This is a genomic window from Sphingomonas sp. HMP6, assembly GCF_013374095.1.
In the GTDB taxonomy this organism is placed as follows: Bacteria; Pseudomonadota; Alphaproteobacteria; order Sphingomonadales; family Sphingomonadaceae; genus Sphingomonas.
Window position 1 is genome coordinate 1305427 of record NZ_AP022672.1, and the last position, 25548, is coordinate 1330974.

Annotated in this window: 15 protein-coding genes, 1 tRNA gene and 1 pseudogene; 8 read left to right on the forward strand and 9 right to left on the reverse strand. The window is 64.4% G+C overall.

What is annotated here, in order from left to right; translation table 11 throughout:
• Window positions 1–82: 82 nt before the first annotated feature.
• Window positions 83–2362 carry a penicillin acylase family protein gene (locus HMP06_RS06620; RefSeq protein WP_176496377.1) on the reverse strand — a complete coding sequence of 760 codons (2280 nt, stop codon included), beginning with the start codon at window positions 2360–2362 and terminating at the stop codon, window positions 83–85.
• Window positions 2363–2588: 226 nt separating this feature from the next.
• On the opposite strand from HMP06_RS06620, the gene recJ reads away from it, so the two are divergent.
• The 4 genes from recJ (at window position 2589) to HMP06_RS06640 (ending at window position 6213) form a co-directional block, all read left to right on the forward strand.
• Window positions 2589–4349 carry a single-stranded-DNA-specific exonuclease RecJ gene (gene recJ, locus HMP06_RS06625; RefSeq protein ID WP_176496378.1) on the forward strand — a complete coding sequence of 587 codons (1761 nt, stop codon included), beginning with the start codon at window positions 2589–2591 and terminating at the stop codon, window positions 4347–4349.
• Window positions 4350–4429: 80 nt separating this feature from the next.
• Window positions 4430–4504, forward strand: a tRNA-Glu gene (locus tag HMP06_RS06630).
• Between the two features lie 208 nt (window positions 4505–4712).
• The gene (locus tag HMP06_RS06635) at window positions 4713–5552 is read left to right on the forward strand and encodes a PDZ domain-containing protein (RefSeq protein ID WP_176496379.1); all 840 of its coding nucleotides are present in this window, start codon (window positions 4713–4715) and stop codon (window positions 5550–5552) included.
• A 67-nt stretch (window positions 5553–5619) separates the two neighbouring features.
• On the forward strand, window positions 5620–6213 hold the full coding sequence (locus HMP06_RS06640) for a hypothetical protein (protein ID WP_176496380.1): 594 nt from the start codon (window positions 5620–5622) through the stop codon (window positions 6211–6213).
• Between the two features lie 353 nt (window positions 6214–6566).
• Here the strand turns inward: HMP06_RS06640 and HMP06_RS06645 are convergent, their stop codons facing one another.
• Entirely contained in the window at window positions 6567–7874 is a 1308-nt protein-coding gene (locus tag HMP06_RS06645; protein ID WP_176496381.1) for a phosphodiester glycosidase family protein, read from the reverse strand.
• A 363-nt stretch (window positions 7875–8237) separates the two neighbouring features.
• Here HMP06_RS06645 and HMP06_RS17975 point away from each other — a divergent pair, with 363 nt between their 5' ends.
• Window positions 8238–9401, forward strand: a complete 1164-nt coding sequence (locus HMP06_RS17975) for an ROK family transcriptional regulator (protein WP_269473407.1) — start codon at window positions 8238–8240, stop codon at window positions 9399–9401.
• Between the two features lie 429 nt (window positions 9402–9830).
• Here HMP06_RS17975 and HMP06_RS06650 read toward each other — a convergent pair.
• Both HMP06_RS06650 and HMP06_RS06655 read right to left on the reverse strand, forming a co-directional pair.
• Window positions 9831–11093: pseudogene (locus HMP06_RS06650) on the reverse strand (sodium:solute symporter family transporter); the annotation flags it as partial.
• A 99-nt stretch (window positions 11094–11192) separates the two neighbouring features.
• Window positions 11193–13949 carry a TonB-dependent receptor gene (locus tag HMP06_RS06655; RefSeq protein ID WP_176496383.1) on the reverse strand — a complete coding sequence of 919 codons (2757 nt, stop codon included), beginning with the start codon at window positions 13947–13949 and terminating at the stop codon, window positions 11193–11195.
• Window positions 13950–14247: 298 nt separating this feature from the next.
• On the opposite strand from HMP06_RS06655, the gene HMP06_RS06660 reads away from it, so the two are divergent.
• Entirely contained in the window at window positions 14248–15147 is a 900-nt protein-coding gene (locus HMP06_RS06660) for an HpcH/HpaI aldolase/citrate lyase family protein (protein ID WP_176496384.1), read from the forward strand.
• Window positions 15148–15298: 151 nt separating this feature from the next.
• On the opposite strand, the gene HMP06_RS06665 is transcribed toward HMP06_RS06660, so the two are convergent.
• The 3 genes from HMP06_RS06665 to HMP06_RS06675 all read right to left on the reverse strand — a co-directional run bounded on the left by HMP06_RS06665 (window position 15299) and on the right by HMP06_RS06675 (window position 18825).
• Window positions 15299–15982, reverse strand: coding sequence for an NAD(P)H-dependent oxidoreductase (locus HMP06_RS06665; protein WP_176496385.1), 684 nt, complete (start codon window positions 15980–15982; stop codon window positions 15299–15301).
• Window positions 15983–16050: 68 nt separating this feature from the next.
• On the reverse strand, window positions 16051–16710 hold the full coding sequence (locus HMP06_RS06670) for a YoaK family protein (protein WP_176496386.1): 660 nt from the start codon (window positions 16708–16710) through the stop codon (window positions 16051–16053).
• A gap of 108 nt (window positions 16711–16818) precedes the next feature.
• The gene (locus HMP06_RS06675) at window positions 16819–18825 is read right to left on the reverse strand and encodes a TonB-dependent receptor (protein WP_176496387.1); all 2007 of its coding nucleotides are present in this window, start codon (window positions 18823–18825) and stop codon (window positions 16819–16821) included.
• Between the two features lie 227 nt (window positions 18826–19052).
• Here HMP06_RS06675 and HMP06_RS06680 point away from each other — a divergent pair, with 227 nt between their 5' ends.
• Window positions 19053–21434 (forward strand): TonB-dependent receptor, encoded by a 2382-nt coding sequence (locus tag HMP06_RS06680; protein WP_232089891.1) that lies wholly within the window; start codon window positions 19053–19055, stop codon window positions 21432–21434.
• Here the strand turns inward: HMP06_RS06680 and HMP06_RS06685 are convergent.
• Together HMP06_RS06685 and HMP06_RS06690 are read right to left on the reverse strand one after the other, a co-directional pair.
• The gene (locus HMP06_RS06685) at window positions 21428–22540 is read right to left on the reverse strand and encodes an S-(hydroxymethyl)glutathione dehydrogenase/class III alcohol dehydrogenase (RefSeq protein WP_176496389.1); all 1113 of its coding nucleotides are present in this window, start codon (window positions 22538–22540) and stop codon (window positions 21428–21430) included. The genes HMP06_RS06680 and HMP06_RS06685 overlap by 7 nt on opposite strands.
• 112 nt (window positions 22541–22652) lie before the next feature.
• Window positions 22653–25136: a TonB-dependent receptor gene (locus tag HMP06_RS06690; protein ID WP_176496390.1), complete on the reverse strand. Its 2484-nt coding sequence runs from the start codon at window positions 25134–25136 to the stop codon at window positions 22653–22655.
• 109 nt (window positions 25137–25245) lie between these two features.
• On the opposite strand from HMP06_RS06690, the gene HMP06_RS06695 reads away from it, so the two are divergent.
• Window positions 25246–25428: a hypothetical protein gene (locus HMP06_RS06695; RefSeq protein WP_176496391.1), complete on the forward strand. Its 183-nt coding sequence runs from the start codon at window positions 25246–25248 to the stop codon at window positions 25426–25428.
• Window positions 25429–25548: the final 120 nt, after the last annotated feature.

The window sequence follows — 25548 nt, forward strand, 5'->3', positions numbered from 1 at the left end:
GGCCGATGTCATCGGGCACACCTCCACCAGCAACCGTTTCTCAACTGGGCCCCGGCCTTCGCCGGGGTGGTAGCGGGGGGCCCTATTCCGCGATCCGCACCGTCTTCGTCCCCCCATCCGCCGCGATCTGCGCAGGGGTGAAGGGCAGCCGGTGCCACTTCTTGACCGAAAACGCCCGCGTCTGATCAGCGTAATAGGGGGACGCCGGATCGGTCGAGAGCGAATAGCTGAGCAGCGCATCGGCGACCGGGCCGGCCGCATCGAAACCGACGACCTGGATATAGCTCGTCCCGTGCTTGGGCACGATGCCGCCGGCCACGACTTCGGATTGCTGGACGTTGAGCACGCCGAGCGTACCCGCCGCGCCGTGGATCGGGATATGGTCTTCACCGCGCTCCGCGAACTGCACATCGCCCCAGCGCGCATCGAGCGCGATGCCTTCCTTGCCGAGCCGGGCGACCGCCGCGCGGAGGGCCGCGAGCAGTTTTTCGCCCTGCGCCCCACTTGTCATCAAATCGCGCGGGGTGTGGACCGCATCGGCCTTGTCGAACGGCACGGCCCATTGCGGGGCCTTCACCGCATCCCAGAAGGCATAGAACAGATAGGCCCCGCGGCTGTCGAGATCGTAGCGCCGGTCCCACCCGGCCAGCGCCGTACACGCCGCCTTCAAGTCATCCTGCCCGCGGCACAGAGCCAGCAGCGGATCGACCGCGAGTTCAGCGGCGAGGCTTTTGTTGGCGAACGCCATCGCCTCGGCGCGGGCGTGGTCGATCTGCGTGCCGGGCAAGCCGTCGGTGCCGCTCAGACGCCGCTCGATCTCAAGGAGCCCCGAGCGGGTGCGCAGCGTGCGCGTCGTCTCGGCTGTGCCCAGGATCGGCGACCGGACGATCGCGGGCACCTTGGCATTGCTCAGCCAGTAGGAATCGTTGCTGTTGGCGACATAATCGCGGCGTTCCAGCACCGCCTGATCACGTGCCGGCATCAGCCCGGCCACCGCCGTGCCGGGGGCCTTGTCCCAGTCGCACGCGCTGCGGCTGCCATCGAGCAGCACCAGCCGCCCGGTGAACGCGGCCGATTGCGGCGTGGCGCAGTCCTTGACCTTGGCGGTCGAGACGTTGGGAACCGCAGTGACATCGGCATGGAGCGCCGCGCCGAAGCGATCCGCGGTGATCGTGTTGACCCATGGGATGCCGAGGGTGCGTTCGACCGCCGCACGCACCTCGCCGACATTCTTCGCCTGACCGATCGCCAGCCAGGTATCGAGCGCGCGTTGATTGTTATGGTTGGCATCGCGCAAGGTGAAGGCGGTGGTCTTGTTCCACGCGAACCCGGCCAGCGGATTGGCGATGAGCGGACCATAGCGCGTCGCGTACGTCGTCCGCACCACCGGCGCCGCGCCGTCGGGCATCGGCACGCTGACGCTCATGCGGCGCATCTTCTCGCTCTTGCCATCGACCAGATAGGCGGTCGGATCGGCTGGATCGAGCTTGAGCTGGAACACCGTGAAATGCTGTGCGGCGGTGACGGTGTGCGTCCAGGCGACATCCTTGTTGAAGCCGAGCGTCACGATCGGCCCGCCCGCCAGCGTGACGCCCATCACGTCATATTTGCCCGGCACGGTCAGATGCATTTCGTAGAAGCGGCTCGGCCCGTTCCAGGGGAAATGCGGGTTGCCGACCAGCATGCCGCGCTTGTTCGCGGTCACTTCGGACCCGAATGCCCAGCCGTTGCTGCCGAAGCCGATATCGCGGGGACGCAGCGGGTCTTCGCTCGGTGCCAGGCTCGCCTGCGCGGTTCCCGGCGGCGTCGCGAACACCACCATTGGCGCGAGTGCGAGCGAGCTCGCCAGCAGCATTTGCTTTTCCGTCAGGCGCAGCATGTCGTCGAGCGCGATCGGTCGGACCCAGCCGCTGCCGCGACACGCAACCGGCACGCCCTGCGGCCCAAGATCGCGCAGCGCCTTGTTATAGCCGGCGACATAGCCGCGCACGAGAGCCTGGGTCGCGGGGCTCGCCTTCACGAAGCCGGTGCGCAAGGCAGGCAGATCGACGATCGAGCGGAAGAACACGTCCGAGGACAGATTGTCGATCCGGTCGAAGCCGAGCGTCGCCGTCCCCTTTGGTCCGAACCAGCGCGAGCGGTCCCCCGCGACGGTCGCGAATTCCTCCGCCAACATGCACAGATTGTCCTGCGTATAGGCATAGGCCACGCCGTAACCGAGCCCGCTCCAATTGGCCGCGCGGATATGCGGGATGCCGTAAGTGGTGCGGGTGATGGTGGCGGCGAAGCGTGGGGCCTTTGCCTGTGCTCCGGTCGCGCACAGCAATGCTGCGCCTGCTGCGAGGCTTGCCAGATACCGCATCGTCTCTCTCCTGTTTTGGCGACGTTTGCACCGCCCGCACCGCCCACGCAACCAAACTCCTCCACCCCGGCGAACGCCGGGGCCCAGTAGCACTACCCCGAGGGCTGTTGCTGCGCTTCGTTACCTACACCTTCGCGGCTGGGCCCCGGCGTTCGCCGGGGTGGATACGATTCGAGCACAGCGGAGAATTGCCCCCTGCCCCCACAACCCGCTACGACACCCCCACATGAACGTCCTCAACATCAAACAATCGATCCTCGGCCAGCCGTGGCGCTGGCGCATGCTCGAGACCGATGCGCGCGATCCGGGGTTTGCGCCCGATGATCTGGTCACGCAATTGCTGCTCGCGCGCGGGTGCCCGCGTGACGCGCTGGAGGCGCACAAGGCACCTAGCATCCGCAGCTTCATGCCCGACCCGTCGATCTTCCGCGACATGGACCGCGCTGCCGATCGCCTCGCCGACGCGGTGCAAGCGGGCGAGCATGTGGCGGTGTTCGGTGATTATGACGTCGATGGCGCAACCTCGGCCGCGCTGATGATCCTGCTGCTGCGCGATCTGGGGCTGGAGGCGCGGCCCTACATCCCCGATCGGCTGATGGAGGGCTATGGTCCCTCGGGCGCGGCGCTGGTGCGCTTGAAGGACGAGGGCGCAAGCCTGATCGTCACCGTCGATTGCGGCGCGCAGGCGTTCGAGGCGCTCGAAATGGCGCGCGTCGCGGGTGTCGATGTACTGGTGGTCGATCACCACAAATGCGCCGCTGCCCTGCCCCATGCGCACGCGCTGGTGAACCCCAACCGGCTGGATGAGACGGAGGGGGCCGCGCACGGCCATCTGGCGGCGGTCGGTGTCGCCTTCCTGCTCGGCGCGGCGCTGATCCGAACGCTGCGCGCGCGGGGGTTTTTTACGGCGCAGGCAGAGCCGAAATTGCTCGACCTGCTTGATCTCGTGGCGCTCGGCACGGTGGCCGATGTCGCGGCGCTGAAGGGCCTCAACCGTGCCTTCGTCGCGCAGGGGCTCAAGGTGATGGCGCAGCGCCGCAACATCGGTCTCAACGCGCTGATCACCGCATCGCGCCTCACGCGCGCGCCGACCGCGACCGACCTCGGCTTCGCGCTGGGGCCGCGGATCAATGCCGGCGGGCGCGTCGGCAAATCCGACCTCGGCGTGCGGCTGCTGACCACGCGCGACCCGGCCGAGGCGGACGCCATCGCGGTCGAGCTCGACCGCCTGAACGAGGAACGCCGCGCGATCGAGGGGATCGTGCAGGAGGCGGCCGAAGCGATCGCCGCGACCAAGAGCAACCGCGCGGTCATCGTGGTAGCCGGGCACGGCTGGCACCCCGGCGTGATCGGCATCGTGGCGGGGCGGCTGAAGGAGAAATTCGGCCGCCCTGCCCTTGTCATCGCAATCGACGACATGGGCGTCGGCAAAGGATCGGGCCGGTCGATCCCCGGCGTCGATCTCGGCGCGGCGGTGCTGACGGCGAAGGAGCACGGGCTGCTGGTCGCGGGCGGCGGACATGCGATGGCGGCGGGCCTGACGATCGCAGAGGACCAGATCGAGGCGTTCAGCGAGTTCCTCAACGGCCGACTCGACGCGACCGTGACGCGCGCGATGGGCGACCGCGCGCTGCTGCTCGATGCCGTGCTGACCGCGAGCGGCGTAAACCCGGCGCTGGTGGCGGCGATGGAGGCGGGCGGGCCGTACGGCATGGGCTGGCCGCAACCGCGCGTCGTCGCGGGGCCGGTGCGCGTGATCAAGGCCGATGTCGTCGGCAACGGCCACGTCCGCGCAATCGTCAGCGGAGACGGCGGCGGTACGCTCAAGACCGTCGCCTTCCGCCAGGCCGACACCGCGCTCGGGCAAGCGTTGCTTGGCGCACCACCGCACCGCAAACTGTGGCTGGCGGGGCGTGCGAAGATCGACGATTGGGGCGCCCGCCCCGCCGCTGAGCTGCATCTGGATGACGCGGCATGGGCCGATTGAAGAAATCCCTGCACACAGCGCTTGACCAGCGCCGCTGCTACGCCTAACCGACCCTCCGCACCCGGGCACATCCCCGGCACGGCCCCTTCGTCTAGCGGTTAGGACGCGGCCCTTTCACGGCTGAAGCACGGGTTCGATTCCCGTAGGGGTCACCATTCTCCTTTAAGAAGTGAGGATTTCTGCAGGTGACACACATTTCATCGACTTAGCGGCCGCCTAGTGATACAAAAGGGTGGTCCAAAACGATGAGATTGCGTGTGGCCGGGCCCTATAAGCCGAAGCGTTCGAGTAATTGGCTATTCCGCCTCGTCGACCTGGTCCACGGTCCGATCATGCAGGCACGGTTGAGCGGAGGCGGATAAGATGGGCATCGCGAGCTGGTTCGGTCGTCAGGTGCCGGCAATTCTCTGGGCGCTGTCCGTCGGGCTAGCGCTCATTCCCCCGGCGCAGGCCGGCGAGCATCTTCCCAAAATCAGGCGGGACGCGGTTCCCGTGATCTATCAGCCAAGTTTGCTGCCCAACATGGAAGCGGTGGGAAAAGCGTTTGGCGAGAACACCGACGCATATGTTTCGTGGTGCGCGGAAATCGTCGGTGATCCGGCGAGCGTCAGCTGTTTGAACAGTCCACTCGTCGATGGCAAAGTGAAGGCGGTCAATTTGAGCAAGACGCGGGTCGCCTTTTCGGGCGCGATCCCGACGCTTGTCGACATGTCGGTCAACATCGCGGACATCGGCAGTGTTGAAATCGTTCAATTCCCGAAACTTCGGGAGCCATTTCGCTTCGCGATAAAGGTCGGTCCCGCGGCACAGGCGGCGGACCAAAAAACATTCTGGTTTCGCGCGCGCGACGCCGACGTGGCGAGGAAGCTGGCGGATGCCTTTGCCACTCTTTCGGCTGTGGGCCGGGGCAGCATTACGCTCGATATGCCCCAGCCCGCATTCGGCATATCGGCGCGCGCGCTCACCGCAGAAGAGATGCGGCAGGCCGGCGTGGAATCAGGGCTCTATGTCGGTGCTGTCGATGCGGGCACGCCCGGCGAACGTCTGGGCATTCTGCGCGACGATTATTTGCTCGAGATTGACGGAACGAAAGTCATCGATCTGGCCACGGCGCAGCGCCAGCTTGGCACCGCACCCGTACAAAGCGCCAAAATATGGCGCGGCGGAAAGATCGTCATCCTGCGCGCGTTCACGAAGATGTAGCGGGGACGCGCGCCGGCTCGGTCCGACCTGGCTTGAAATGTAGGATATCAAAGCAGACCAACGCATCATGCCACGTCGCTTCACCCGCCAACAGGTGCTCCAAAACCGCGCCTTCCTGAAAGCACTCGAACGCACCGGCAATATTCGCCTGTCCGCGCGCCACACCGGCCTGAAATACGGCGTGGTCCAGCACCGCCGCGCGCACCATCCGGCCTTTGCCGCGAAATGCGACGCCGCGCTGGCACTCACGCATGCTCGGTTTCACAATGCGGGCGGGCGCAAGGGACCGAGCGCAGCCGACATCCCGGACGACGCCCCCGGATACCGCACCACAGGCGGGGAGGGCGTCGTCGTGCGGCCGCGCGACGCCAAGCTGCAGACCAAAAGCTGGGAACGGGCTGAAGTGGGCGCTAAGTCGCCACTGCCGTGCTGCCTCAACGTTGATACGTGCGTGACTGCCGGGGCCTGCGTGTTTGACCTTGAGAGTCGTCAACGCCATCTGAAACTCCGAAATGAAGTCCCACATCAAGTCCCACACTTTGATCCGTATTTAACGGAAAACTGTGGGACGCATTGGCTCAACAGATTTCAGGTATTCGCAACAATATCAAGAGGCTGTGACGTAATGATGGTTCCTGGAATTTCACAACGGTATCCGTAGGGGTCACCAACTTGTCTTCTCACTGCATCCTAAGATGTGCCGTGGATGGCTTTTTTCTACGATTTTTCATAATATAATCATCCCAGTTGGATCGGCCAAATACCACTGCATTTCAACAATCCGACGGTATTTTTGATGGCATATCCCGGCCGTTTAGATGGCAGATACCATCGACGTTGTCGGTCGTGACGATCAAAGCGGCGAAGAGTCGCGATAAGGCGTACGAGCGTGGCGATAGCCACGGGCTTGATCTGCTCGTGACGCCCTCTGGCGGGCGCTCTTGGCGGATAAATTATCGCAATCTCGGCAAGGTAACTTGATAACCGTAGGCATGCGCGACAATCTTGCAGTCTTCAGTTAGAATCTATCGTCTCGCCTTCACGGGATGTCTTTGCATCGAGAACTAGCAAAATCGCATCGCCGACTGCGCGTTCTCCGGTTGAATCTGACGGATGCGTCACGAGATTGCCGCGGATCACCATGGCGCTAGAGCCGCCGCCATCGAGATTGATGGCGTCCCGCACACCCAGATAGTGCATCACGTGCCGTAACTCTTCAATCGACAGGCCCACGCTCGCGCGCGCCGATACGGAATTGGCTTCGGCGAACTCCCGGCCATCGACGACGACCAGCCAGATATGGCCGTCCGCGCCCACACCGACGGCTGTGCGCGGATTGCGCAGCGTGGACCACTGATGGACATATTTCAGGCGTGACGAGGAACGCTGACGGACAGCCCAGCCTTCGGCTTCATCGTTGCGAACCATCTTGCCGTGCCAGAGGAGCAAGGGCGCGCCATTGACCGCATAGAGCGCGCCAGGCTCGCTACGGCCCGAAGGGTCCTGAAAGCCCAGATTGAGCCGAGCCTTAACACCGGATGCCAGTCGCTCGCGCAGGTCTGCCGCGCCTCGGCCGATCCCGACGAGTATGACGCTCCCGGGCAAAGCTGCTTTGCCTTCGACCAGGTGGCCGTCCGGCCTTAAAGTCGCGGTCGAAGCACCAGCCGCCGCAGGTTCGAATCCTGCCGCATCCGTGATCGCCACAAGATCGTCAGCGACGGTGCAGGTTTCGTCTTGCGCCGGCAGGCGGTTTTGTGGCGGTCCAATCGTCCCGCAATCCCGAACCTGTCCCGGCTGGCGATTGACGCCGGTGATCTGGGAGGTGCGACCATCGCTCCATTTGACCCGGGGCCAGGGCAGCGGGAAAGGAACAATCTCGGCCGAAACACGGGGCCGATCGCGGATCATGAGATAGGGACGGCCGAGCGTGGCCTCGCTTTGCACCTGGCCCGCCACGACTGATATGCCGGCGGGTTCGCCGACGACACCTTCGTCCGCGGACATCGCGAAGAAACCGCCATTGATCGCCGCGAGTGCGTCAGACCGGCGGGCAATTTCCGAGGTCGTCGTGCGGCCCGCAACGCGTCCGGTGCCGCTTGCCGAAAACAGGCGTCCCCGGTAGATCGCCGGATCAATTTCGACGATGCTGAGGCGCCAGGGCCCAGTGCTTTGGTAAGGTGCCGCCGCGACCGCGCGCGTGCCGAGCGCGCAGCCATTCGGACGCTGAGCGGCCAGTTTCGCCGAAGCCTCGTTGGGATAGCTGCCGCCTATGACTTCGACATAGGTGATGGGACGTCGTCCGGTAGTACGATAGGTTTCCATACGAGGCTCAGCGCCCGCAGCCCGAACGCAAGCGCGAAGCCTCGCTCTTTCGGACGCAGTTCGAGCGACGCCGGCGGTCATGACCCAAGGGGAATTGCGGTCGGCGGAACCGCGGCTGATACGGTAATGGGTAACACCAGCGGCCAGCGTTTCGCGCGATCGTGCTTCTGCAAGGTCGGATTTGCCAAGCGGAAACGCGCCCGCCGGGAGCTCCGCGGTCGCGGGCTGAGCCATGGTTATCGCCAGCGGCAAAATCGATCGAAAGACTCGCGCGGAAGCTAACATGGCATCTTAATACCGTAGCGGTATTTAAATTCAACGGCAGGAACGCAATTATTCTTGCTGTCTCTTGGGCCACAATCCATGATCGGCGCGATGAGCTATTCCCCGCGCCGGGTAATGAATGCCTGGGAGAAGATTGGCTGGCATTCCGGGCACGTGGCGGTGCTGCGCGCGCTTAACGCGGCGAAATTTGCCAGTCGCGCCGAGATCGCGCAGGCTACCGGACTTTCGCCGCAATCTATGACACGCATCGGCCAAGAACTGATCGCGTCAGGCCATGTCTCCCAGCTTGCACGCCGTCATACCGGCGGCATGGGGCAACCGGCGATCGAATTGGGCATCGTGCCGGGGCGCATCGTGTCGCTCGGTTTGGTCCTGGAGCATGACCGGATCACCTGCGTCATCAGCGATCTCGTCGAGGGTGTTACCAAGCGGATCGAGAAGCATGGCGATTTCCTGCGGGCCGAACCGTCGGGCGAAGCCAGCGAGGCGCTGGTAGCCGAGACGCTGCGTCATGTTCCCCAGGACGCTGTTCTGCTCGGGCTTGGCGTCTCGCAATCGGGCTTTTTCTATGATCCCGCCGTGCAGCGCGTCGTCCGTCGTGGTGACGTCGATGGCTGGATGCAGCTCGATCTCGACACGCGCATCACCGAACGATTCGGGATCGAGGTGATCGTGGAAAATGACGGCCGGGCAGCAGCGGCTGGTCATCTGGTGCATGGCGTTGGCGCGCAGTTCGACAATTTCTTCGTGTTTATCATGACGCGCGGCCTCGGCGGCGGCGCGATCGTGGACCGAAAGCTGCTGCGCGGCCGCATGGGCAATGCCGGCGAAATTGCCTGGCTGTTTCCGCGCACGCCGCACGTCCGGCCTTCGACCGAGAGCCTGGTCATGTGCCTGGGCTTGTCCAGCGACGACGAACTCGAAGCGGCCGCGACACGGGCACTTGCAGACGGGAATGGCGCTCTCGCAGCCTGGTTGACGGCCAACGTCGCGATGATTGAGCAGGCCCTTCTGCCGGTCTGCGCGATGATCGACCCCGAAGCGATCGTGTTCGCTGGGCGCATGCCGATCGCGATCCGCAAAGCACTGGCTGACCGCGTTCAACTCTCAGGACGGGCATTCAGCGGCGTCTCCGCCCCGCTTCCGCAGATCATCGTCGACCCCGCGGCCGACTGCCTTGAAATCGGTGCCGCGTCTTTGCCCGTTGCCCGGCTGTTCGAGGGCATCAGTCGGCGCCGCTGACGAAGCGGAGCGCCAGCTGAAGGCGAGCGCCGCAAGGCAGGCGATAGCGAGCGCGGCGAAAGCGGCTGCCTGCGGGATGTTTCCGCCCAGAACGCGCGAACCCGCAAAGATTCCGCTGAATAGCGCACCATTGGCAAAGAGCCATTGCAAGAAAAGACGACCAAGCTGTCCGCTCGCCCCTTCCGCGAACGCGCTCCAGCCCGGGCCTGCCGGCCGCACGCGCCGGTAAAAGGCGGCAGCAACGTCGCGATCGGCGGCGGGGCCGAGGAACGCCGCCAGCAGCGTCACGATCGCACCAACGCCAAAGTTGAAGCCCAGTGTCAGGGCGTAATCCAGCGGCCGGCCAGTATCTGCCCAGGACAAGGAAATCGCCGCAACGACGATCGCACTGACCAGCGAGCCAATCTCGCTCCAGATCGTGGTTCGCGACCAGTACCAGCGCGCGATCGCCACGAAGCCCGTCCCCGCCAGCATCATAGTGAGGAACTGATAGAGCGCGCGAATGCCAGACGACGCCCAAGATGTGCCGACCGCGAAGGCCGCTAAGCACAGCAGCAGGATCACGCCGGCTTCGACACGCTTCAGCGCTTGCGGCGAAGCGGACGGGCGAAGCACCATCGCGACATCATTGACGATCAGCGAGGCACCGAAGTTCAGTCGACTGTTCACGCTCGCCATAAAACTCAGCGCGATCGCCATCGCCAGCAGACCGAAGATACCTGACGGCAACAGCAGCGCGGCCATCTTCGGAAACACCGCTTCAGGATTGGATAGGTGCGGCAAATAGATCAATCCGGCACCGCCGATCAGATACCATGCCCAGGGCCGTACGAGATAGTGCAGGCACGTGAATGCGAGAATCGTCAGCATCGCCGAACTTTCATCGCGCGATGCGGCGATGCGCTGCACCAGCATGCCTTTGCCCGGCGCGCTGTGCCACCAACTGCAAACGAGCAAAATGACTGGAGCAAGCCAGTCCTGTGCTGGCCAGAGCGCGAACACGGGATCGTGGCTTCGGGCTGCTGACAGCGTGGCGAGGCTGGCAAAGCCATGCGGCAACCCCGCGACGGCGATGCCCGCCAGAACGAAGCAGACGACGATCGAGATACCGAATTCCACCGAACCGGATTTCACCAATCCGCGAAAGCCGACCAGCAGCGCATAGCCTCCGGCCGCGAGCAGACAAGCGACCACGATCGCACCCGCCAGCCCGCTTAGCGCGGACGCGCCAAGCCGATCGACCATGGCGGCCAGAACCAGCCCGAAGGCAAACACATTCGAGCCGAGGATCAGGGCGTTGACGATCAGTCCCTCGAAGACCGCTTTGACCATGCGGTAACGTCGGGTCGTCGCGTTCTTGTCGTAGCGCAGCGCGATGATCTCGACTTCGGTCACCACCCCCGCGCGTCGCCACAATCGCGCGAAGAAGAACAGCGTGGCGAGAACGCCGGGCGCGCTCGCCCACCAGAACCAGTTTCCGGGCAAACCGTCGGCATACACCGCGCCGGCCACCAGCAAAGGTGTGTCGGCCGATGTCGTTGTCGCGGCCATGGAGGCACCGAGCATCAGCCAGGAGAGTTGCCTGCGGGCAGCAAAACGCTCGATCAGGTCGTCGCGGCGCTGCTTAAGCCCATACCCTGCCGCCGCCACCACGATCAGGATCAAGCCTGCCAGGACGAGGTCGAGAAACATGATCACATTATGGCATCACTATATGGCAGCAACCATGACAGCCGAGCGGCGATATCGCCGCTCGGCTGCCTTCAAGCGATCAGACGGACGTTGCTCCGATCAGAATTTCACGCGTCCGCCAAAGAGCACGCGCCGGTCAAGCTCGGCCACGCTATAAGGCAAATAGAGGTCGGTCGATTTGTTGACGGCTTGCGCCTTGGTCAGATTGTTGGCCTGCAACTGCACCGAGACATGATCGGTGATGTCGTAATTGGCGGAAAAATCGAGCTGACCATAAGGATCGGTGAAGCGCGGAATGCCGAAGTCATCGCTGAACTGCGCGAGGTAGCGCGCCCGATAAGAGTATGAGAATCGAAGATCGAACCGGCCGTTGTCGTAATAGCCGACCAAATTATAGCTATTCTTCGAAAGGCCGGGTAGCCCCTGGCTGCGGACATCGTTCGATTGGCCGAAGTTAGCGGAACTATCGGTATACGAATAGTTTGCGACCAAGCCGAAATCCTTCAGCACCGGCGTGATGAGGCCGAGGCGCGACTGAAGGGTGACTTCGAATCCCTTGATCTTCGCGGACACACCGTTCACCGGCTGGGTGAAGGTGATCGGCCCACTGACCAGCACACCATCGGCCTGCCGCGGGTAGGTGCGGGTTTCGACGAAGGTCTTTGTGTCGATGAAGTCCTTTATGTCCTTGTAAAAGACGTTCACCCCGAACACGCCGTCGCGACTGAAATACCATTCGCCGCCAACATCAAAATTGTCGGCGGAGTAAGGCGTCAGCGCCGGATTGCCCTTCGTGCCCTTGCCGCCGCTTTCATCGATGCCGTTATAGCTTTCGGATGGGGCCAAATCGCCAAGGTTCGCGCGAGTCAGCGTGCGACCATAGGCTGCCCGCAAGATCACCCCCCGGGTGACTTCCCATCGGGCAGTCATGCTCGGCAGAAAGGAAGAATAAGCGCTGGAGAGGCTGACCGGCGTGATTTGCTGGTTGGCCTGGTTCGCATTGGCGACCTGAAACCCGCTGATCAGCTGTTTGGTGTGGATGAAGCGGACGCCGGTGACCAGATTCAAAGTGTCCGTGCCGAATTCGGCCTGCGCATAGGCGCCGAATGTCCGCTCCGTCACGTCATAGCTTTGCGCAGGCGCCGCTGCCGACATCACCCGGAGCGTGGTTCCCGCGAGCGGTGTCCCGTTGATGCCATTGGGCAGGTAAATGCTGCGTACGAGTGCCTCGTCGACCGAGATCAACTGGCTCGGAACCGACGTTCCCCCGCCGCTCACATGGAAGGGAACGAGCGCGCCGACAACGGCCAGCGAGGGCAGCGCGTTCGTCGCCACGCCTGTCGCGCGATTGAGCCGTGTGTCGGAGGCCGTACGCGTAACATTGCGATCCGAGTAGCGCGCGCCGAAGCGGACGTTCTTGAGTGCCGAATCGAATGTCCGCTCCACATCGAGCTTGGTCGAAAATTCGCTGTCCTTGTCGCTCGTCGGGCGGAAGGCGAAGGTGTTGAGCAGAAAATTGTTGGGATTGCTCATGAAGTCGGTCGCGGTCGAACTGAAATCGAGGAAGTTCCCGCGTGCTTGATAACTCACGACGCCCGGATCGAACTTACCCGCGCCGTCGGCGAGGCGGAAGGAATAGAGGTCAAATGTACGATCGGATTTGCGGCGCGAATAGCCAACCATCGGCGTTATGGTCCACGCGTTGGCCGGTGTCCATTTGACGCTGCCGGACAGCTGCAGGAAGCTTTCGTCGGTTTTGTAAAAATTGGCCCCGACGCGCTGCTGGATGTTCGTGAAGTCGCCGCTGGTGATGACGTCTCTACCGCCCATGTTTTCGATGACGGTATTGGTCGGCGCGTTCGCGCCGCCCTCAATTGCCATGTCGTCGCGAAGGGCCAAGCGATCGCTTTTGAGCTTGCCGTAGAGTCCATCGACCGTCAGTTCCAACGTATCGCTGGGCCGTGCCTGGATCGCGAGTGTGGTTCCGAGCGTCTTCCGGTGATCGCGGAAGTAATAGTAGCGCGGGCCGTTTGCGTTCAGTGCAGCGCCCACGGCCGCAGTTGCCTTAACCGGCCCGGTATTGGCGTTGGAGAAGGCGCGCCAGCTGCCGCCCTCGATCGTGTCGGAGCGGAACGTCGTGTCGGCATAAGCGAGCGAAGCCGTAATCCCGAAGCTCTCGCTGGGCCGATAGCTCAGCGAGACCGATCCGCGCGGATCGACCTGCTTGTTGATGTTGCTGTAATTGCCGATCGCCGATGCCGAGATATGGAAACCGTCCTTTTGCGATAGCGGACGCGGCGTTTCCAGCTGGACCACGCCGGCAAGTCCGCCTTCGGTCAGTGACGGAAGGCTCGTCTTGTTGACGACCGCACTCGTGAAGAGCTCGGCGGGCAGAATCTCGAAGCTGAAGCCACGGCCGCCGCCGCCCGAGCTGCCGCCAAAGCGACCACCATCATTGTTCGAGGTGCCGGCTACGCCATTGATCTCGACCAGAGTGAACGTCGGGCCGAGACCGCGCAAATTGATCTGCTGCCCCTCACCGAAACTGTTGCGGTCCAGGGTTACGCCCGGGATGCGCTGCAGCGATTCCGAGATGTTCAGATCGGGAAACTTGCCAATGTCCTCAGCGGTGATCGCGTCGGTAATGCCCGTAGCGTTGCGCTTGATGGTCAACGAACGCTGGAGACTGCCCCGGAAGCCCGTGACGACGATGTCGGCGGGCTCATCGACGTCGCCCGAAGTGGTCGGTGTCGGTGCCGCGTCGCTCGGAGGCGGGCTGGACTGGGCCTGTGCAGGACGAGCGACAAAGGCCAGCGCGACTAACGCGCAGCCGCAGCAAAGTGTCGATTTGTTCATGGTGGTGCCCCTTTGACGTGTCCAGGCGCCTATGAGCGAGCTATGTTACATTAATAAGTATCGCTAAGGGATTTAGTGAAATAGCGATGCAAATGTGGGTGGGGCGTGTTGCTGTATAAGGCGCCGCCGTGCCCCGCAGCATTGCAAGCTATGATGGCTTGACGTCGTACTGCCGCCGGTGCTCGGCATATGGCGATCGGTCGCAGCACGCACGTCGCCAAGGCAGGCCCGACGAGACAAGCCAAACGATTCCCGGTATCGACGACCGGGTTGAGAAACTCGCGGCAAGGATCGCCTCATGACATTCAGATCGCTGCTCTTCGTGCCTGGTGACCGGCCCGAGCGATTCGACAAGGCCGCTGCCTCCGGCGCCGACGCGCTGATCCTCGATCTGGAGGATTCGGTCACCGCCGAAAATAAGGGCCGCGCGCGTGATGCCATCGCAGCGCGGCTGTCCGGGGACCGGACCGGGCCTGCGCTGTTCGTCCGCGTCAATCCGGCGGACGGGGCCGATCACGCCGCAGATCTCGCCGCAATCGGCGCACATCGGCCCGACGGCATCGTCCTGCCAAAGGCCGAGCATGCCGATGACGTCAGCCGACTCGCCGCGCGACTGACCGGTGTTCCGATCCTGCCGATCGCGACCGAGACGCCCCGCGCGATCTTCGGGCTCGGCAGCTACGCAACCGTCGCCCGCCACCTCGCCGGGCTGACCTGGGGTGCGGAGGATTTGCCCGCGGCGATCGGCGCGACCGCGGCGCGCCTGCCCGACGGCGGCTATACCGCGCCGATCGAACTCGCGCGTTCACTCATGTTATTCGGCGCCCATGCGGCCGGCGTCCCCGCAATCGAGACGATCTATCCCGCCTTCAATGATCTCGACGGCCTCGCCACTTATGCCGCGCGCGGACGGCGCGACGGCTTCAGCGGCATGATGGCGATCCACCCGAAGCAAATCGCCGTCATCAACGCGGCCTTCACGCCCGATGCAGCGGAGCGCGCGTGGGCGCTGCGGATCGTGGCGGCGTTCGAGGCAGCACCTGGCGTGGGCGCGCTCCAGCTCGACGGCAAGATGATCGACGCACCCCACCTCAAACAGGCCCGCGCGGTGATTTCCCGCGGGCACGGCGGAGATGTCGACGTCACAAGCGATCATCGGGCGATGGTGCCCACGGTAACGGCGTCAGCGACACGCTGAACGGCGTGGAGGCGTAATTGCGGCCCATGACGGTCGCCTGTTTCCATTGGTCCTAGCGCAGCGAGCCGAGCCCGGCACGGTTCGCTCTTACCCAGGCCCGCCGATATCCACGTGGTTTTGCTTCAAGGGTCGGCGACTTTGGTCGTCCGGGTCAGTCACCCGTCAGGGTCGCGACCGCTTCCTTCGCCTTGACCGCATGCCGCGCGGCACCTGCGGTGCTGCAAATCTTGCGCGCCTGTTCTTCCACCTCATACAGGCTTTCGCGCACGAAACGGGCGTCCATCCCATCGACGATCGCGCCGAAATGGACGTGGCCGGCATCGCGCATCCCGAAAATGCCCATCAGATAGCGGTCGAAAGCCTGGCGGATCGATTCCATCTGGCCATGTTCGTCGAGCCAGATCCGCGTTGTGGCCGAGCTTGAGAAAGTGCCGAACCATTTCCCCGCCAGCACCGAATCCGGGTGATGATCGCGGATGTCGGTCGGCGTCAGCGCGACGCCAAGCACGCGATCGACATAGCCCTTTATGATCGCAGGCGGCATGCCGAACCAGATCGGGTAGACGAAGACGAGCACGTCAGCATCGCGCAACAGGCCGATTTCGTGCGCGACGTCAGCCGACATGCCATCGGCATGGCCAGGCCGGCGGTTGGCGCGCAGCCGTGGATCGAAATCGAGTTCGTAAAGATCGCGCACCACTGCGCTATGGCCGATCTCGCGGACCGTCTTGCAATAGCGTTCGACGACTTCGTGGTTAAAGCTGCCCGGTTCGGGGTGACCGAGCACGACGATGTGGCGGATCGGCGCGCTGGCCGATGCTGAATGGTCAGTCATGATGTCATCCTCCGGTATCGTGGCGTGATCATACCACGCTTGCCGGGGTGCGAGATACGACGATTTGCCTAACCAACGCGCAATCGTCGGGCGACGAGCGCCAGGATCGCCGACGCGCCCGCCGCCGCCCATAGCGCCGCCATCGCGATCTGCGCATAGACCGCCGCGCCGAGGATCGCGCCCGCAACGAGGCCCGCCCATAAGGCGACATAGGACAGCCATTCGAGCCCGCCGGTCCCGCGCAGCATCGCGGCAATGCCCTGCCCGATCTTGGCGAGTGTGCCGGTCATGTAGGTGAGCCCGATACTGCCGCCGCCGGGCTGTTCGAACGCGGCATTCTCCGCACCCATCGCCAGGGCCGTCAAGGCCAAGGAAAAGACGGTGCTCCCCGCGGTCCCGGCCATGGCCGCACCCGCCAGCAGCGCGGCGACCAGCGCCAGCACGATCGAACGGCGATGTCGCTCATCGATCGATCCGCACAGCGAGCCGAGCGTGACACCGACCACGAAGCTCAGGATCAACCCGCCCGCCATCCCCGCCGCCGTCGTCCAATGCGCGACGCCGACCGCCAGACGCGTCGAATTCCCGCTCATGAACGACACGAAGAAACCGCCCGAGTGCAGGAAACCCACGGCATCGACATAGCCGGCCACGCCGGACAAGCAGACGGCGAGCGCCTGGACGCGCTTATCGAGCTTGGTCAGGCCAGCACCGCAGCGGCTGGGCATCACGCCGAGAAAGAGAATGTCCGACCATCGCGGCGAGCCTATCACCAAGTCGGGTCGCTGCCCATATGCCGCCGAAGCCCGCGAGCGGACCGCGCGGCTGCATCCCGATCATCTGAAGCGCAGCCCGATCCACAGCGTACGGGGCGTGCCAAGGTCGGTCGACCCGCCCGCGTTGCGCGTGACGATCGTCTCGTCGAGCGCATTCTCCGCGCGCGCGATCAGCGCGAGATGCGCGCCGAGCGGCAGCTTCACGACCGCGTCCAGCGTGGTCGCGGCGGGAAGGATATCGGTCTGCAGGTCATCCTCATATTGCCGACCGACGTGGCGCGCAGTGAGCGATGCGCCAAACCGATGGCCCTCCCAGGCCAGCGTCGCGCTTGCCGCATGGCGCGGGCTTTGCGCGGGCGCGAATCCATTCAACGCCGCCGAAGCCCCGGAAGCGCGGACCTTGCTGTCGCTGAACGCATAAGTGGCATCCAGCGAGAAGCCACCGCGCGCGGCATGCGCCGTCACTTCCACGCCCTTCGCGACGATCGCGTCGACATTGCGGCGCTGACGCGTGTTGGCGGCGATCGTGACGTTGGCAATGGCCCCGTTCAGCCGGTTGTAGAAGGCGGTGAGCCCGAGCGACACGCCGCGCGTCGGAGTGAGGTCGACTCCCCCCTCCACGCCACGCAACCGCTCCAAACCGAGCGCGGCATTGGCTTGCGTCGTGATCGGAAAGACGACGAACGGCCGGTACAGTTCGTTCAGCGTCGGCAAGCGGAACCCGGTATAGCCCGCCGCGCGCAGCCGCACCGCGTCGCTCGCGCGGAACAGCGCGCCGGCCCGCCCGGTCCCCTCGACCCCATTCCGGTCGGCGAAGCGCGTGTCCGTAGTCGGCGCACCCGCCGCGTTCGCTTCGCGGAAGAAACCGTCGGTAATCGTCCAGCGGTCGCCGCGCACCCCGGCGGTCAGGACCAAACGACCGAGCGTCCAGTCATCCTCGACGAACAGCCCGGCGGTGCTGGTCCGCCCGCCCGCGGTTCGCCGCGTCGTGACCAGGCCGGTCGCGGCATAGGCATCCTCATACAGCACGCCCTCCCCGATCCGCGCGTCGACCCCGACCCGCAGCACATGATCCGGTCCAACCGGCGGGCGCAGCTCGATCTTGCCACCAACGCCGGTCGCGGGCGTGTTGCGCTGGTCTAGTGTGAGCTTGAAGCTCGTCGCGCTGATGACGCGGTTGGTGAAGTTGCGCGCTTGGACATAGGCCAGCGCATCCACCGCCCAGCTCCCGCGATGGATGAGCCGAACACTGGCATCCTGCGCTGCCGAGCTGCTGTCGGCCCCGGCAAAGCGCAGCGTGCGGTTGTCGCGGTACAGCAGACCGCGCGCCTGCAGCTCGGTCTGCGCATCGATCGGCACAACCGCGCGTAGCGATCCCGACCAGTCGCGATAGCGCGCCCGCACGGTGGCGGCGGAACGTTGCGCGGGCGGTGTGGTGAAGAAACCATCGCCTTGCTGGAACTTGCCCGATGCGCTGACGAAGCCACCACCGACATCGGGCGAGACACTACCCGCGGCCTCGACCGCATTGGCGCTGCCGTAAAATGCTTCCCCCGAAAATTGCGATAGATCGCGCCGGGTCGCGCTGGCCAGTTCGATCGTACCCGCAACCGCTCCCGCGCCGAACGCACCCGCGCCGCCGCCGCGCGTGATGCGGACGCTCGACAGCCGGTCGGCGGAGAGCGCATTGAACGGGATATAGCCGAAGAAGGGATCGGCCAGCGGCACGCCGTCGAGCAGCACCAGCGCCCGGCTTGAGGCATTGCCGCCCAGCGCACGCAGCGTCACGCCCTGCGCCGACGGGTTTGCCGATCGGCTGTCGGAGCGACGGAATTGCTGGAACCCAGCGACATCGGCGAGCACGTTTTCGACCCGGCCCGATGCGTCGCCCGTTAGCCGAGCGCGCTCGATCGTGACGGACCCATAAGCCGGAACGCCGGGCGGCGGCGGCAACGGGCGTCCGAGCACCACGATGTCCGGGACATCGGGTTGCGGCGCGGCCTGCTGCGCAAACACCGGAGCGGAAATCGTGAGCACGGCGACGGGCAGGAGCAGGAAAGGGCGCATCGTGTGGGTGAAACTCTCAACGCGCGGAGCGACCGGGCAATAGCAACGCTCCCTATCGCGAGCATCGCTCAAGGTCACAAGGGCTAGATCGACCGGGATCCGGCCGCCCGTTCCCTCACATCGACGTGGCTTCCGTACCATCGACTTTCAATCTCTATATCCCTCGGTATATAGCGAGTCGCCGGCGCGACCACGGTGCCACAACGGGGATTCCCATGCGATCGACGATGTTAGCGGGAACCGCTGCAGGTGCGCTGCTAGCCTGCTACCCGCTTTCCGCGTTTGCGAAAGATGCCTCGACTGCCACGCCTCCGGGCGGTGACGCGACCTCCGACATCATCATCGTCACCGCGCGCCAGCGAGCAGAGGACGTACAAAAAATCCCGATCGCGGTGTCGGTGATCGACGACGAGCAGATCCGGCGCTCTTATACGGTGAACACACAGCAATTGAGCGTGCTCGTCCCCGCGCTCAATTACAGTTCGGCCAATCCGCGCAACACCGCTTTCACAATCCGTGGCCTGGGCAGCAGCGTCGTCGCGGTCAGCCAGGCGAATGACGGGCTGGAGCCCGGCGTCGGCTTCTACGTCGATCAAGTCTATCACGCCCGCCCCGCCACCGCCGCGTTCGATTTCGCGGATATCGAACGGATCGAAGTGCTGCGCGGGCCGCAAGGCACGCTGTTCGGCAAAAATACGACGGCGGGCGCGATCAGCATAACCTCCAAGGTGCCAAGCTTTACGCCTCATATGGACGCCGAGCTTTCGGTCGGGAACGCAGATTTTGTGCAGGCGCGGGCGTCGGCGACAGGGGCGCTGATCGGCGACAGCGTAGCGTTTCGGCTCTCCGGGCTCATTACCCGGCGTGACGGCGTGATCCACAACACGCGCACCGGCGCAGATCAAAACGGCATCGGCAATCAGGCGGTGCGCGGGCAATTGCTGTTCAAGCCAACCTCCGATTTCCAGTTGCGGCTAACCGCCGATTTCACCAATTTCCAAAGCGCGTGTTGCACGCAAGTCTATCTGCGCGCGGCCGATGTCAGCCCACTACGCTCCGCCACACGGCAATATGGCGGGCCGAACGGGCTTGCTGCGCAATTCGGCTATGCCCCGCCGAGCACCAACCCGTACGATCGCCTGACCGACATCGATGCGGCGCTTGGCGTCGAGACCAATGAGGGCGGCGTATCGGCGATCGCCCACTGGAACCTCGGCGGGATCGGGACGCTGAGCTCGGTTAGCGCGTGGCGGTTCTGGAACTGGGACGCAGCGAACGACCGCGATTACACCGGCATCCCGGTGCAGATCACGCAGCATATTCCCTCCCGGCAGGACCAGTTCAGCCAGGAACTGCGCCTCGCTTCGAACGGCGAGCATCGGCTCGGCTATGTCGCGGGGCTCTACGTCTTCGATCAGGCGATCAGCGGGCGACCGATCAGCATCTACGGTCCGGCGGGCGCACGCTATCTGATCGGCACCAGTGCCGGCACCGGCGCTGCGGCAGTCGCGGTGCCGGCCAATTTGCTCGACGGCTATGGCACCGATGGCAGCACACGCCTCCGCCAGGAGAGCTACGCAGGCTTCGGCGAGCTGACCTACAAGATCGTGCCGCGCGTCACGCTAAGCGCGGGGCTGCGCTACACCTATGAGGTGAAGGACGGGAGCTACGACACCTTCACCTTTGGCGGCCCGACCGTCACCAGTGCGACGCTGATCAACGCGCAACTGGGGGTCTTGCGCGGACAAAGTTATGCCGCGCGCGACAGGGAGAGCAATCTGTCGGGTCGCGCCAACCTCGCATGGCAAGCGACTGACACAGTGTTGTTTTACGGAAGCTATGCGCGCGGGTTCAAATCGGGCGGGATCAACCTGTCGGGCTTGCCGCTCGACGCGAACAATCGCCCGGCGCTCGCCACCGCCGTGGTACGGCCCGAGTTAAACCAGACCTATGAAGGCGGGATCAAAGCCAGATTGTTGGACAAGCGCCTGACCGTCAACCTCGCCGGCTATTACACCGACGTGCGCGATTTCCAGGCGACGATCGTCAATAGCAGCCAGACGATCGCGCTGCGCGGCTATCTGTCGAACATCCCCAAGGTAACGGTGAAGGGTTTTGAGGCGGATGTGACCGCGAACCTCACGCGGAACTTCCAGCTCCGCGGTAGTGTTGCCTACGCCGACGGGAGATATGCGCGCTACCCCGCCGGCCCCTGCCCACTCGAAGCGCTAACCAGCGGAACGCAGGCGTGCAACCTGACCGGTCGCGCGCTCGCCGGCCTGCCGAAATGGGCGACCACGATCGGCGGCGACTACACGATGCCGGTCGGTTCAGGCGCGTTCATCCTGCACGCCGATTCGAACTTCCGCAGCAGCTATGCCGGTGAGTCGACGCTGTCGCGCTACACAAAGATCGACGGGTACAACCTGACCAATGCGAGCCTAAACTATCGCGCGAGGAACGGCCTGGAGATCGGGGTGTTCGCACGCAATCTGTTCGACGCGCATTACATCCAGAATCTGACGATCCAGGCCGGCAATTCCGGTCTGATCCTCGGAACGCCGAGCGACCCGCGCGTGATCGGCGTAACGCTGCGGATGCGTCAGTAGACGACCACGCTGCGGATGCTCTCGCCCGCGTGCATCAGGTCGAACGCCTTGTTGATGTCCTCAAGGCCCATGACGTGCGTGATCATCGAGTCGATCTCGATCTTGCCGGTCATGTACATGTCGACGATCTTGGGCACATCGGTGCGGCCCTTGGCACCACCGAACGCCGTGCCGCGCCAATTCCGCCCGGTGACCAGCTGGAACGGGCGCGTCATGATTTCCTTGCCCGCTTCGGCGACGCCGATGATGATCGACGTGCCCCAACCGCGGTGGCACGCCTCGAGCGCGGTGCGCATCACTTCGGTGTTGCCGGTCGCGTCGAACGTATAATCCGCGCCGCCATCGGTGATCGCGACGACCGCCGCAACAACCTCCTCGCGGCTCATCCCCCTGGAATTCAGGAAGTCGGTCATGCCGAACCTGCGGCCCCATTCCTCACGGTCGGGGTTGATGTCGACGCCGACGATCTTGCTCGCCCCGGCAAGCCGCGCGCCCTGGATCACGTTGAGCCCGATGCCACCGAGCCCGAAGACGACGACATTGTCGCCGACCTGAACCTTGGCGGTGTTGATCACCGCGCCGACCCCCGTCGTCACGCCGCAGCCGATGTAGCAGCTCGATTGGAACGGTGCGTCCTCGCGGATCTTCGCAACCGCAATCTCGGGCAACACGGTGAAGTTCGAGAAAGTCGAGCAGCCCATATAATGGAAGATCGTCTGCCCCTTGTACGAGAAGCGCGATGTGCCGTCGGGCATCAGGCCCTTTCCTTGCGTCGCGCGGATCGCGGTGCAGAGGTTGGTCTTCCCGCTGAGGCAGGACTTACACTGGCGGCATTCGGGCGTGTAAAGCGGGATAACGTGGTCGCCGGGTTTCACGCTGGTCACGCCCGGGCCGACTTCGCGAACGATGCCTGCGCCTTCATGCCCCAGGACGCTCGGAAACAAGCCCTCCGAATCCAGCCCGTCGAGCGTATAGGCGTCGGTGTGGCAAATGCCGGTCGCCATGATCTCGACCAGCACCTCGCCCGCCTTGGGGCCTTCCAGATCGAGTTCGACGATCTCCAGCGGCTTCTTCGCTTCGAACGCTACGGCGGCACGGGTCTTCATGGGCGTATCCTCGACGGGGGTTACGTTCCACTTACGGGGCACGCCGCCCCCGTCAACGCCCTTCCCGGTTCAGGCGTTATGCCGCCAGCGCATGACACGCCGCCGCCACCAATCAGAAGAACAGTTTGCGCACCGAAATGCGCACCGTCCGGCCAAGCGGGTTGAGATAATCGGGCTGATACGCGACCGGCACCGTGCCGTTCGCGTCGGTCACGCGTTGGCGCGAATCGAACAGATTGTCGATCGAGAAGGCAACGCGCGTGCCGCGTAGCCACGGATATTTCTTGAGCAGCTCCAGCCGCTGCCCAAGATCGGCGAACAGCCGCAGGTTTGCGGTACCGAGGTCGGAGAAGCGCAGCGTCTGCGGGTTGGCCGGGGTTCCGCCATTGACCCGCGTGGCGCTTTGCCAATTGGTCGACAGGCGCACCCCGATGCCGTTGTTGCTATAGCCTGCCTGGCCCTCGAGCTCGTGGCGTGGCTGGCCGCCGCTGCCGCCGATCGCATCGCCGTTCAGCAGATCGAGCGCAGGGTCGCCCTGCTGCACCAGCACGCGATCGGTGAAGTGCCAGGTGTGATACAGCGCGAACTGCAGGCGACCGCCGCCGCGTCCGCCACCGCCAAAGCCACCGAAACCGCCGCGCCCGCCACCGCCCGGGCCGCCACCGGCCCCGGGACCGCGCTCGCCACCCCCCTGCGCGCCACCGCGGGCGGCGCGCGCCTGATCGATCTGGCGCTGAACGTCTGCCGGAATCTTCAGGCCGGCAAAGGGATTGGGGCCCTTACCCGCGCGCCACGCCTCAATCTGCTTCTGCAGTTTCGACTTGAGTGCGGTCGAGAAATTGATCCCCCAGCGCAGTTCCGATCGACTGGTTTCGGCGAAATTGATCGGGCGATTGTCGATCCGAACCAGCGCACCCCCGACGCGGGTGAATCGTCCCGGGAAGGCCGCCTCGATCGCGGCCGTCGGGCTTGGGAAGCCAGCGACGGGATTTTCCACGCGTGCATCGATATAGTTGGCCGAAAAGGAGAGCTCCTTGGCGCTCCACGGCTTCAGGGTGACGCCCAGTTTGCGAACATGGCTGCTGCTCGCCACCAAGCCGGAATTGCCACCCGACACGGTCGTGACCAGCGCGTTTTGGCCGAGCACGTAATCGAACACCGGGACGTTCGGCGTCACGATCTGCGGGTTGCCGAGCTGTTGCGGCGTTGGCGCAACGTCCTGATCGGTAACCGACGCGATGATCCGCAGCGGAATGATCGGCGACCAGTTGAGGCCGTAACCGACCGTCTTGAGCGTGCCGAAATCGGAGAGTTGATCGAGCGCCAGATTGCCGTTCACCGACAGCGTCCCGACTGCCGCCAGCACGTCCTTGGTACGGCTGGTCAGCGGCACGTCGACGTTGATCTGGCCATTGCCGCTGTTTCGCGAAACCGACCCCGGCGTCGATACACCGCCGCGAAACGACCGGCTCGAAAAGCTGTTGAAATCACCGCCGACGCGCACGCTGGTCGATACATCCCCCGCCGGCAGCTTGAACAGCGCGCCGCTCAGCAACGCGTCGATCTGCCCGGTGTTGGAAACCGACGATCCGCGCGTGGCCGGCAATACGCCTGGCGGGGTCGTGCTGCTGTCGATCCCGACGTCGGTCAGCGTCTTCGATTCATTGTGGTCGTACCCCCCGGTCAGCGTCCACTGCCATTTGCCGATCGCGCCGTTGAACGCCGTGCCCAAATGCGTGGCGATCGTCGAATTGCGCTGATTGAGCGGCGACAGATCGCCCGCAGGCGCATTGGTGGGCACGCCGCGCAGCGCGTCGCTGCTGGTCGTCCCGAGTGTGCCGTTGAAGGTACCGGAGATGTTTCCGAAGGCCCGGGAATAGGTGGTGTTGGCGTTGAATGTTTCGCTCGAGGGCAGCAGCGTGCGGAACGGTCGCTGGTCGACCGCGCCCGGCAGCGCCGACGGGGCAATGTTGCGCTCGTCCTCGGTGAGCGCGCTGGTCGATGAATATTCGAGGTGAAGGTTCACCCGGCCCTTGTTCGCGATCTTGAGCAGATCGAGTTCGGCCTGAGGAGCACCACGTCCGCCCGCCGTCGGCACGCGATCCGCCAGTTCCACGGTCGCCGCGCGGAAACGACGCCGCAGCACGATGTTCACCACGCGCTGATCGGCGCGATAGCCATATTTAAGCGCAACTTCCTCCGGCAAAATATCGACCCGCGCAATCGCCTCGGTCGGCAAATCGCGGATTTCTGCGAAGCCTGAGATGCGCTTTCCATCCAGCAACACCACCGGTGCGCCGCCGCTACCGCGGCCGCTGCGCGTTTGCGGTGCCAGTTCGGCCAGCAGTTCGGAGATCGAACCAACCCCGTAGGAGCGGATGTCGGCGGGCGAAAGCTGCTGTTCGGGCGGAATGTCGCCGACCACCGCGCCGGGCTGCTTCGCGCCTTGGACAACGATATCGGGGCCATCTTCGCCTTCGTCGGAGATCGGCGCGGGCTGCTGGGTCGGCGCGGCGGGAGCGGTCTGCTGCTGCGCCAGCGCGAAGGTCGGGGTCGCGGCGAGGGCGAGCGTCAGCAGGGTCGATACACGTGTCATTGCGATTCCATAATCCGTTCGCAGGTGCGGTAGCGGCGATGTGTCGCAAGAGTGTGTCGATATTGCGGGCGTGCTGGCGCATCCGCACGGGTAGGCGTATCCGAACCCCATGAGCGAAGATCGATTCGAACGCCACCGGCAGCCCTGGACCACCGACGAGATCCAGAAGCTGCACACGCTTGCCAAAAAAGGCATGGCGCTCAAGGCCATCGCCAAGGCGCTAAAGCGCAGCGAAGAATCGACCAAGGACCGCGCCAAAGCCGACTCTTTGAGCATCGCCAAATTGCGCTAAGCCATGCTGCACTGCAAAAGGACCGAACCGGGACAGTTGATCCGGGGCCGGAACAATCCCTAACAGGTGGCGTTGGGCGACGATTGCGTGAGGTATCCACCGTACGCAACTGCTCCGGAG

Coding starts and splice junctions, on each gene's coding strand:
- HMP06_RS06620 (WP_176496377.1), bottom strand. CDS start 2,362: ATGCGGTATCTGGCAAGCCTCGCAGCAGGCGCAGCATTGCTGTGCGCG.
- HMP06_RS06680 (WP_232089891.1), top strand. CDS start 19,053: ATGTTAGCGGGAACCGCTGCAGGTGCGCTGCTAGCCTGCTACCCGCTT.
- HMP06_RS06695 (WP_176496391.1), top strand. CDS start 25,246: ATGAGCGAAGATCGATTCGAACGCCACCGGCAGCCCTGGACCACCGAC.
- HMP06_RS06685 (WP_176496389.1), bottom strand. CDS start 22,540: ATGAAGACCCGTGCCGCCGTAGCGTTCGAAGCGAAGAAGCCGCTGGAG.
- HMP06_RS06670 (WP_176496386.1), bottom strand. CDS start 16,710: ATGCCCAGCCGCTGCGGTGCTGGCCTGACCAAGCTCGATAAGCGCGTC.
- HMP06_RS06645 (WP_176496381.1), bottom strand. CDS start 7,874: ATGGAAACCTATCGTACTACCGGACGACGTCCCATCACCTATGTCGAA.
- HMP06_RS06665 (WP_176496385.1), bottom strand. CDS start 15,982: ATGACTGACCATTCAGCATCGGCCAGCGCGCCGATCCGCCACATCGTC.
- HMP06_RS06640 (WP_176496380.1), top strand. CDS start 5,620: ATGCCACGTCGCTTCACCCGCCAACAGGTGCTCCAAAACCGCGCCTTC.
- HMP06_RS06655 (WP_176496383.1), bottom strand. CDS start 13,949: ATGAACAAATCGACACTTTGCTGCGGCTGCGCGTTAGTCGCGCTGGCC.
- HMP06_RS06660 (WP_176496384.1), top strand. CDS start 14,248: ATGACATTCAGATCGCTGCTCTTCGTGCCTGGTGACCGGCCCGAGCGA.
- HMP06_RS06690 (WP_176496390.1), bottom strand. CDS start 25,136: ATGACACGTGTATCGACCCTGCTGACGCTCGCCCTCGCCGCGACCCCG.
- recJ (WP_176496378.1), top strand. CDS start 2,589: ATGAACGTCCTCAACATCAAACAATCGATCCTCGGCCAGCCGTGGCGC.
- HMP06_RS06635 (WP_176496379.1), top strand. CDS start 4,713: ATGGGCATCGCGAGCTGGTTCGGTCGTCAGGTGCCGGCAATTCTCTGG.
- HMP06_RS17975 (WP_269473407.1), top strand. CDS start 8,238: ATGATCGGCGCGATGAGCTATTCCCCGCGCCGGGTAATGAATGCCTGG.
- HMP06_RS06675 (WP_176496387.1), bottom strand. CDS start 18,825: ATGCGCCCTTTCCTGCTCCTGCCCGTCGCCGTGCTCACGATTTCCGCT.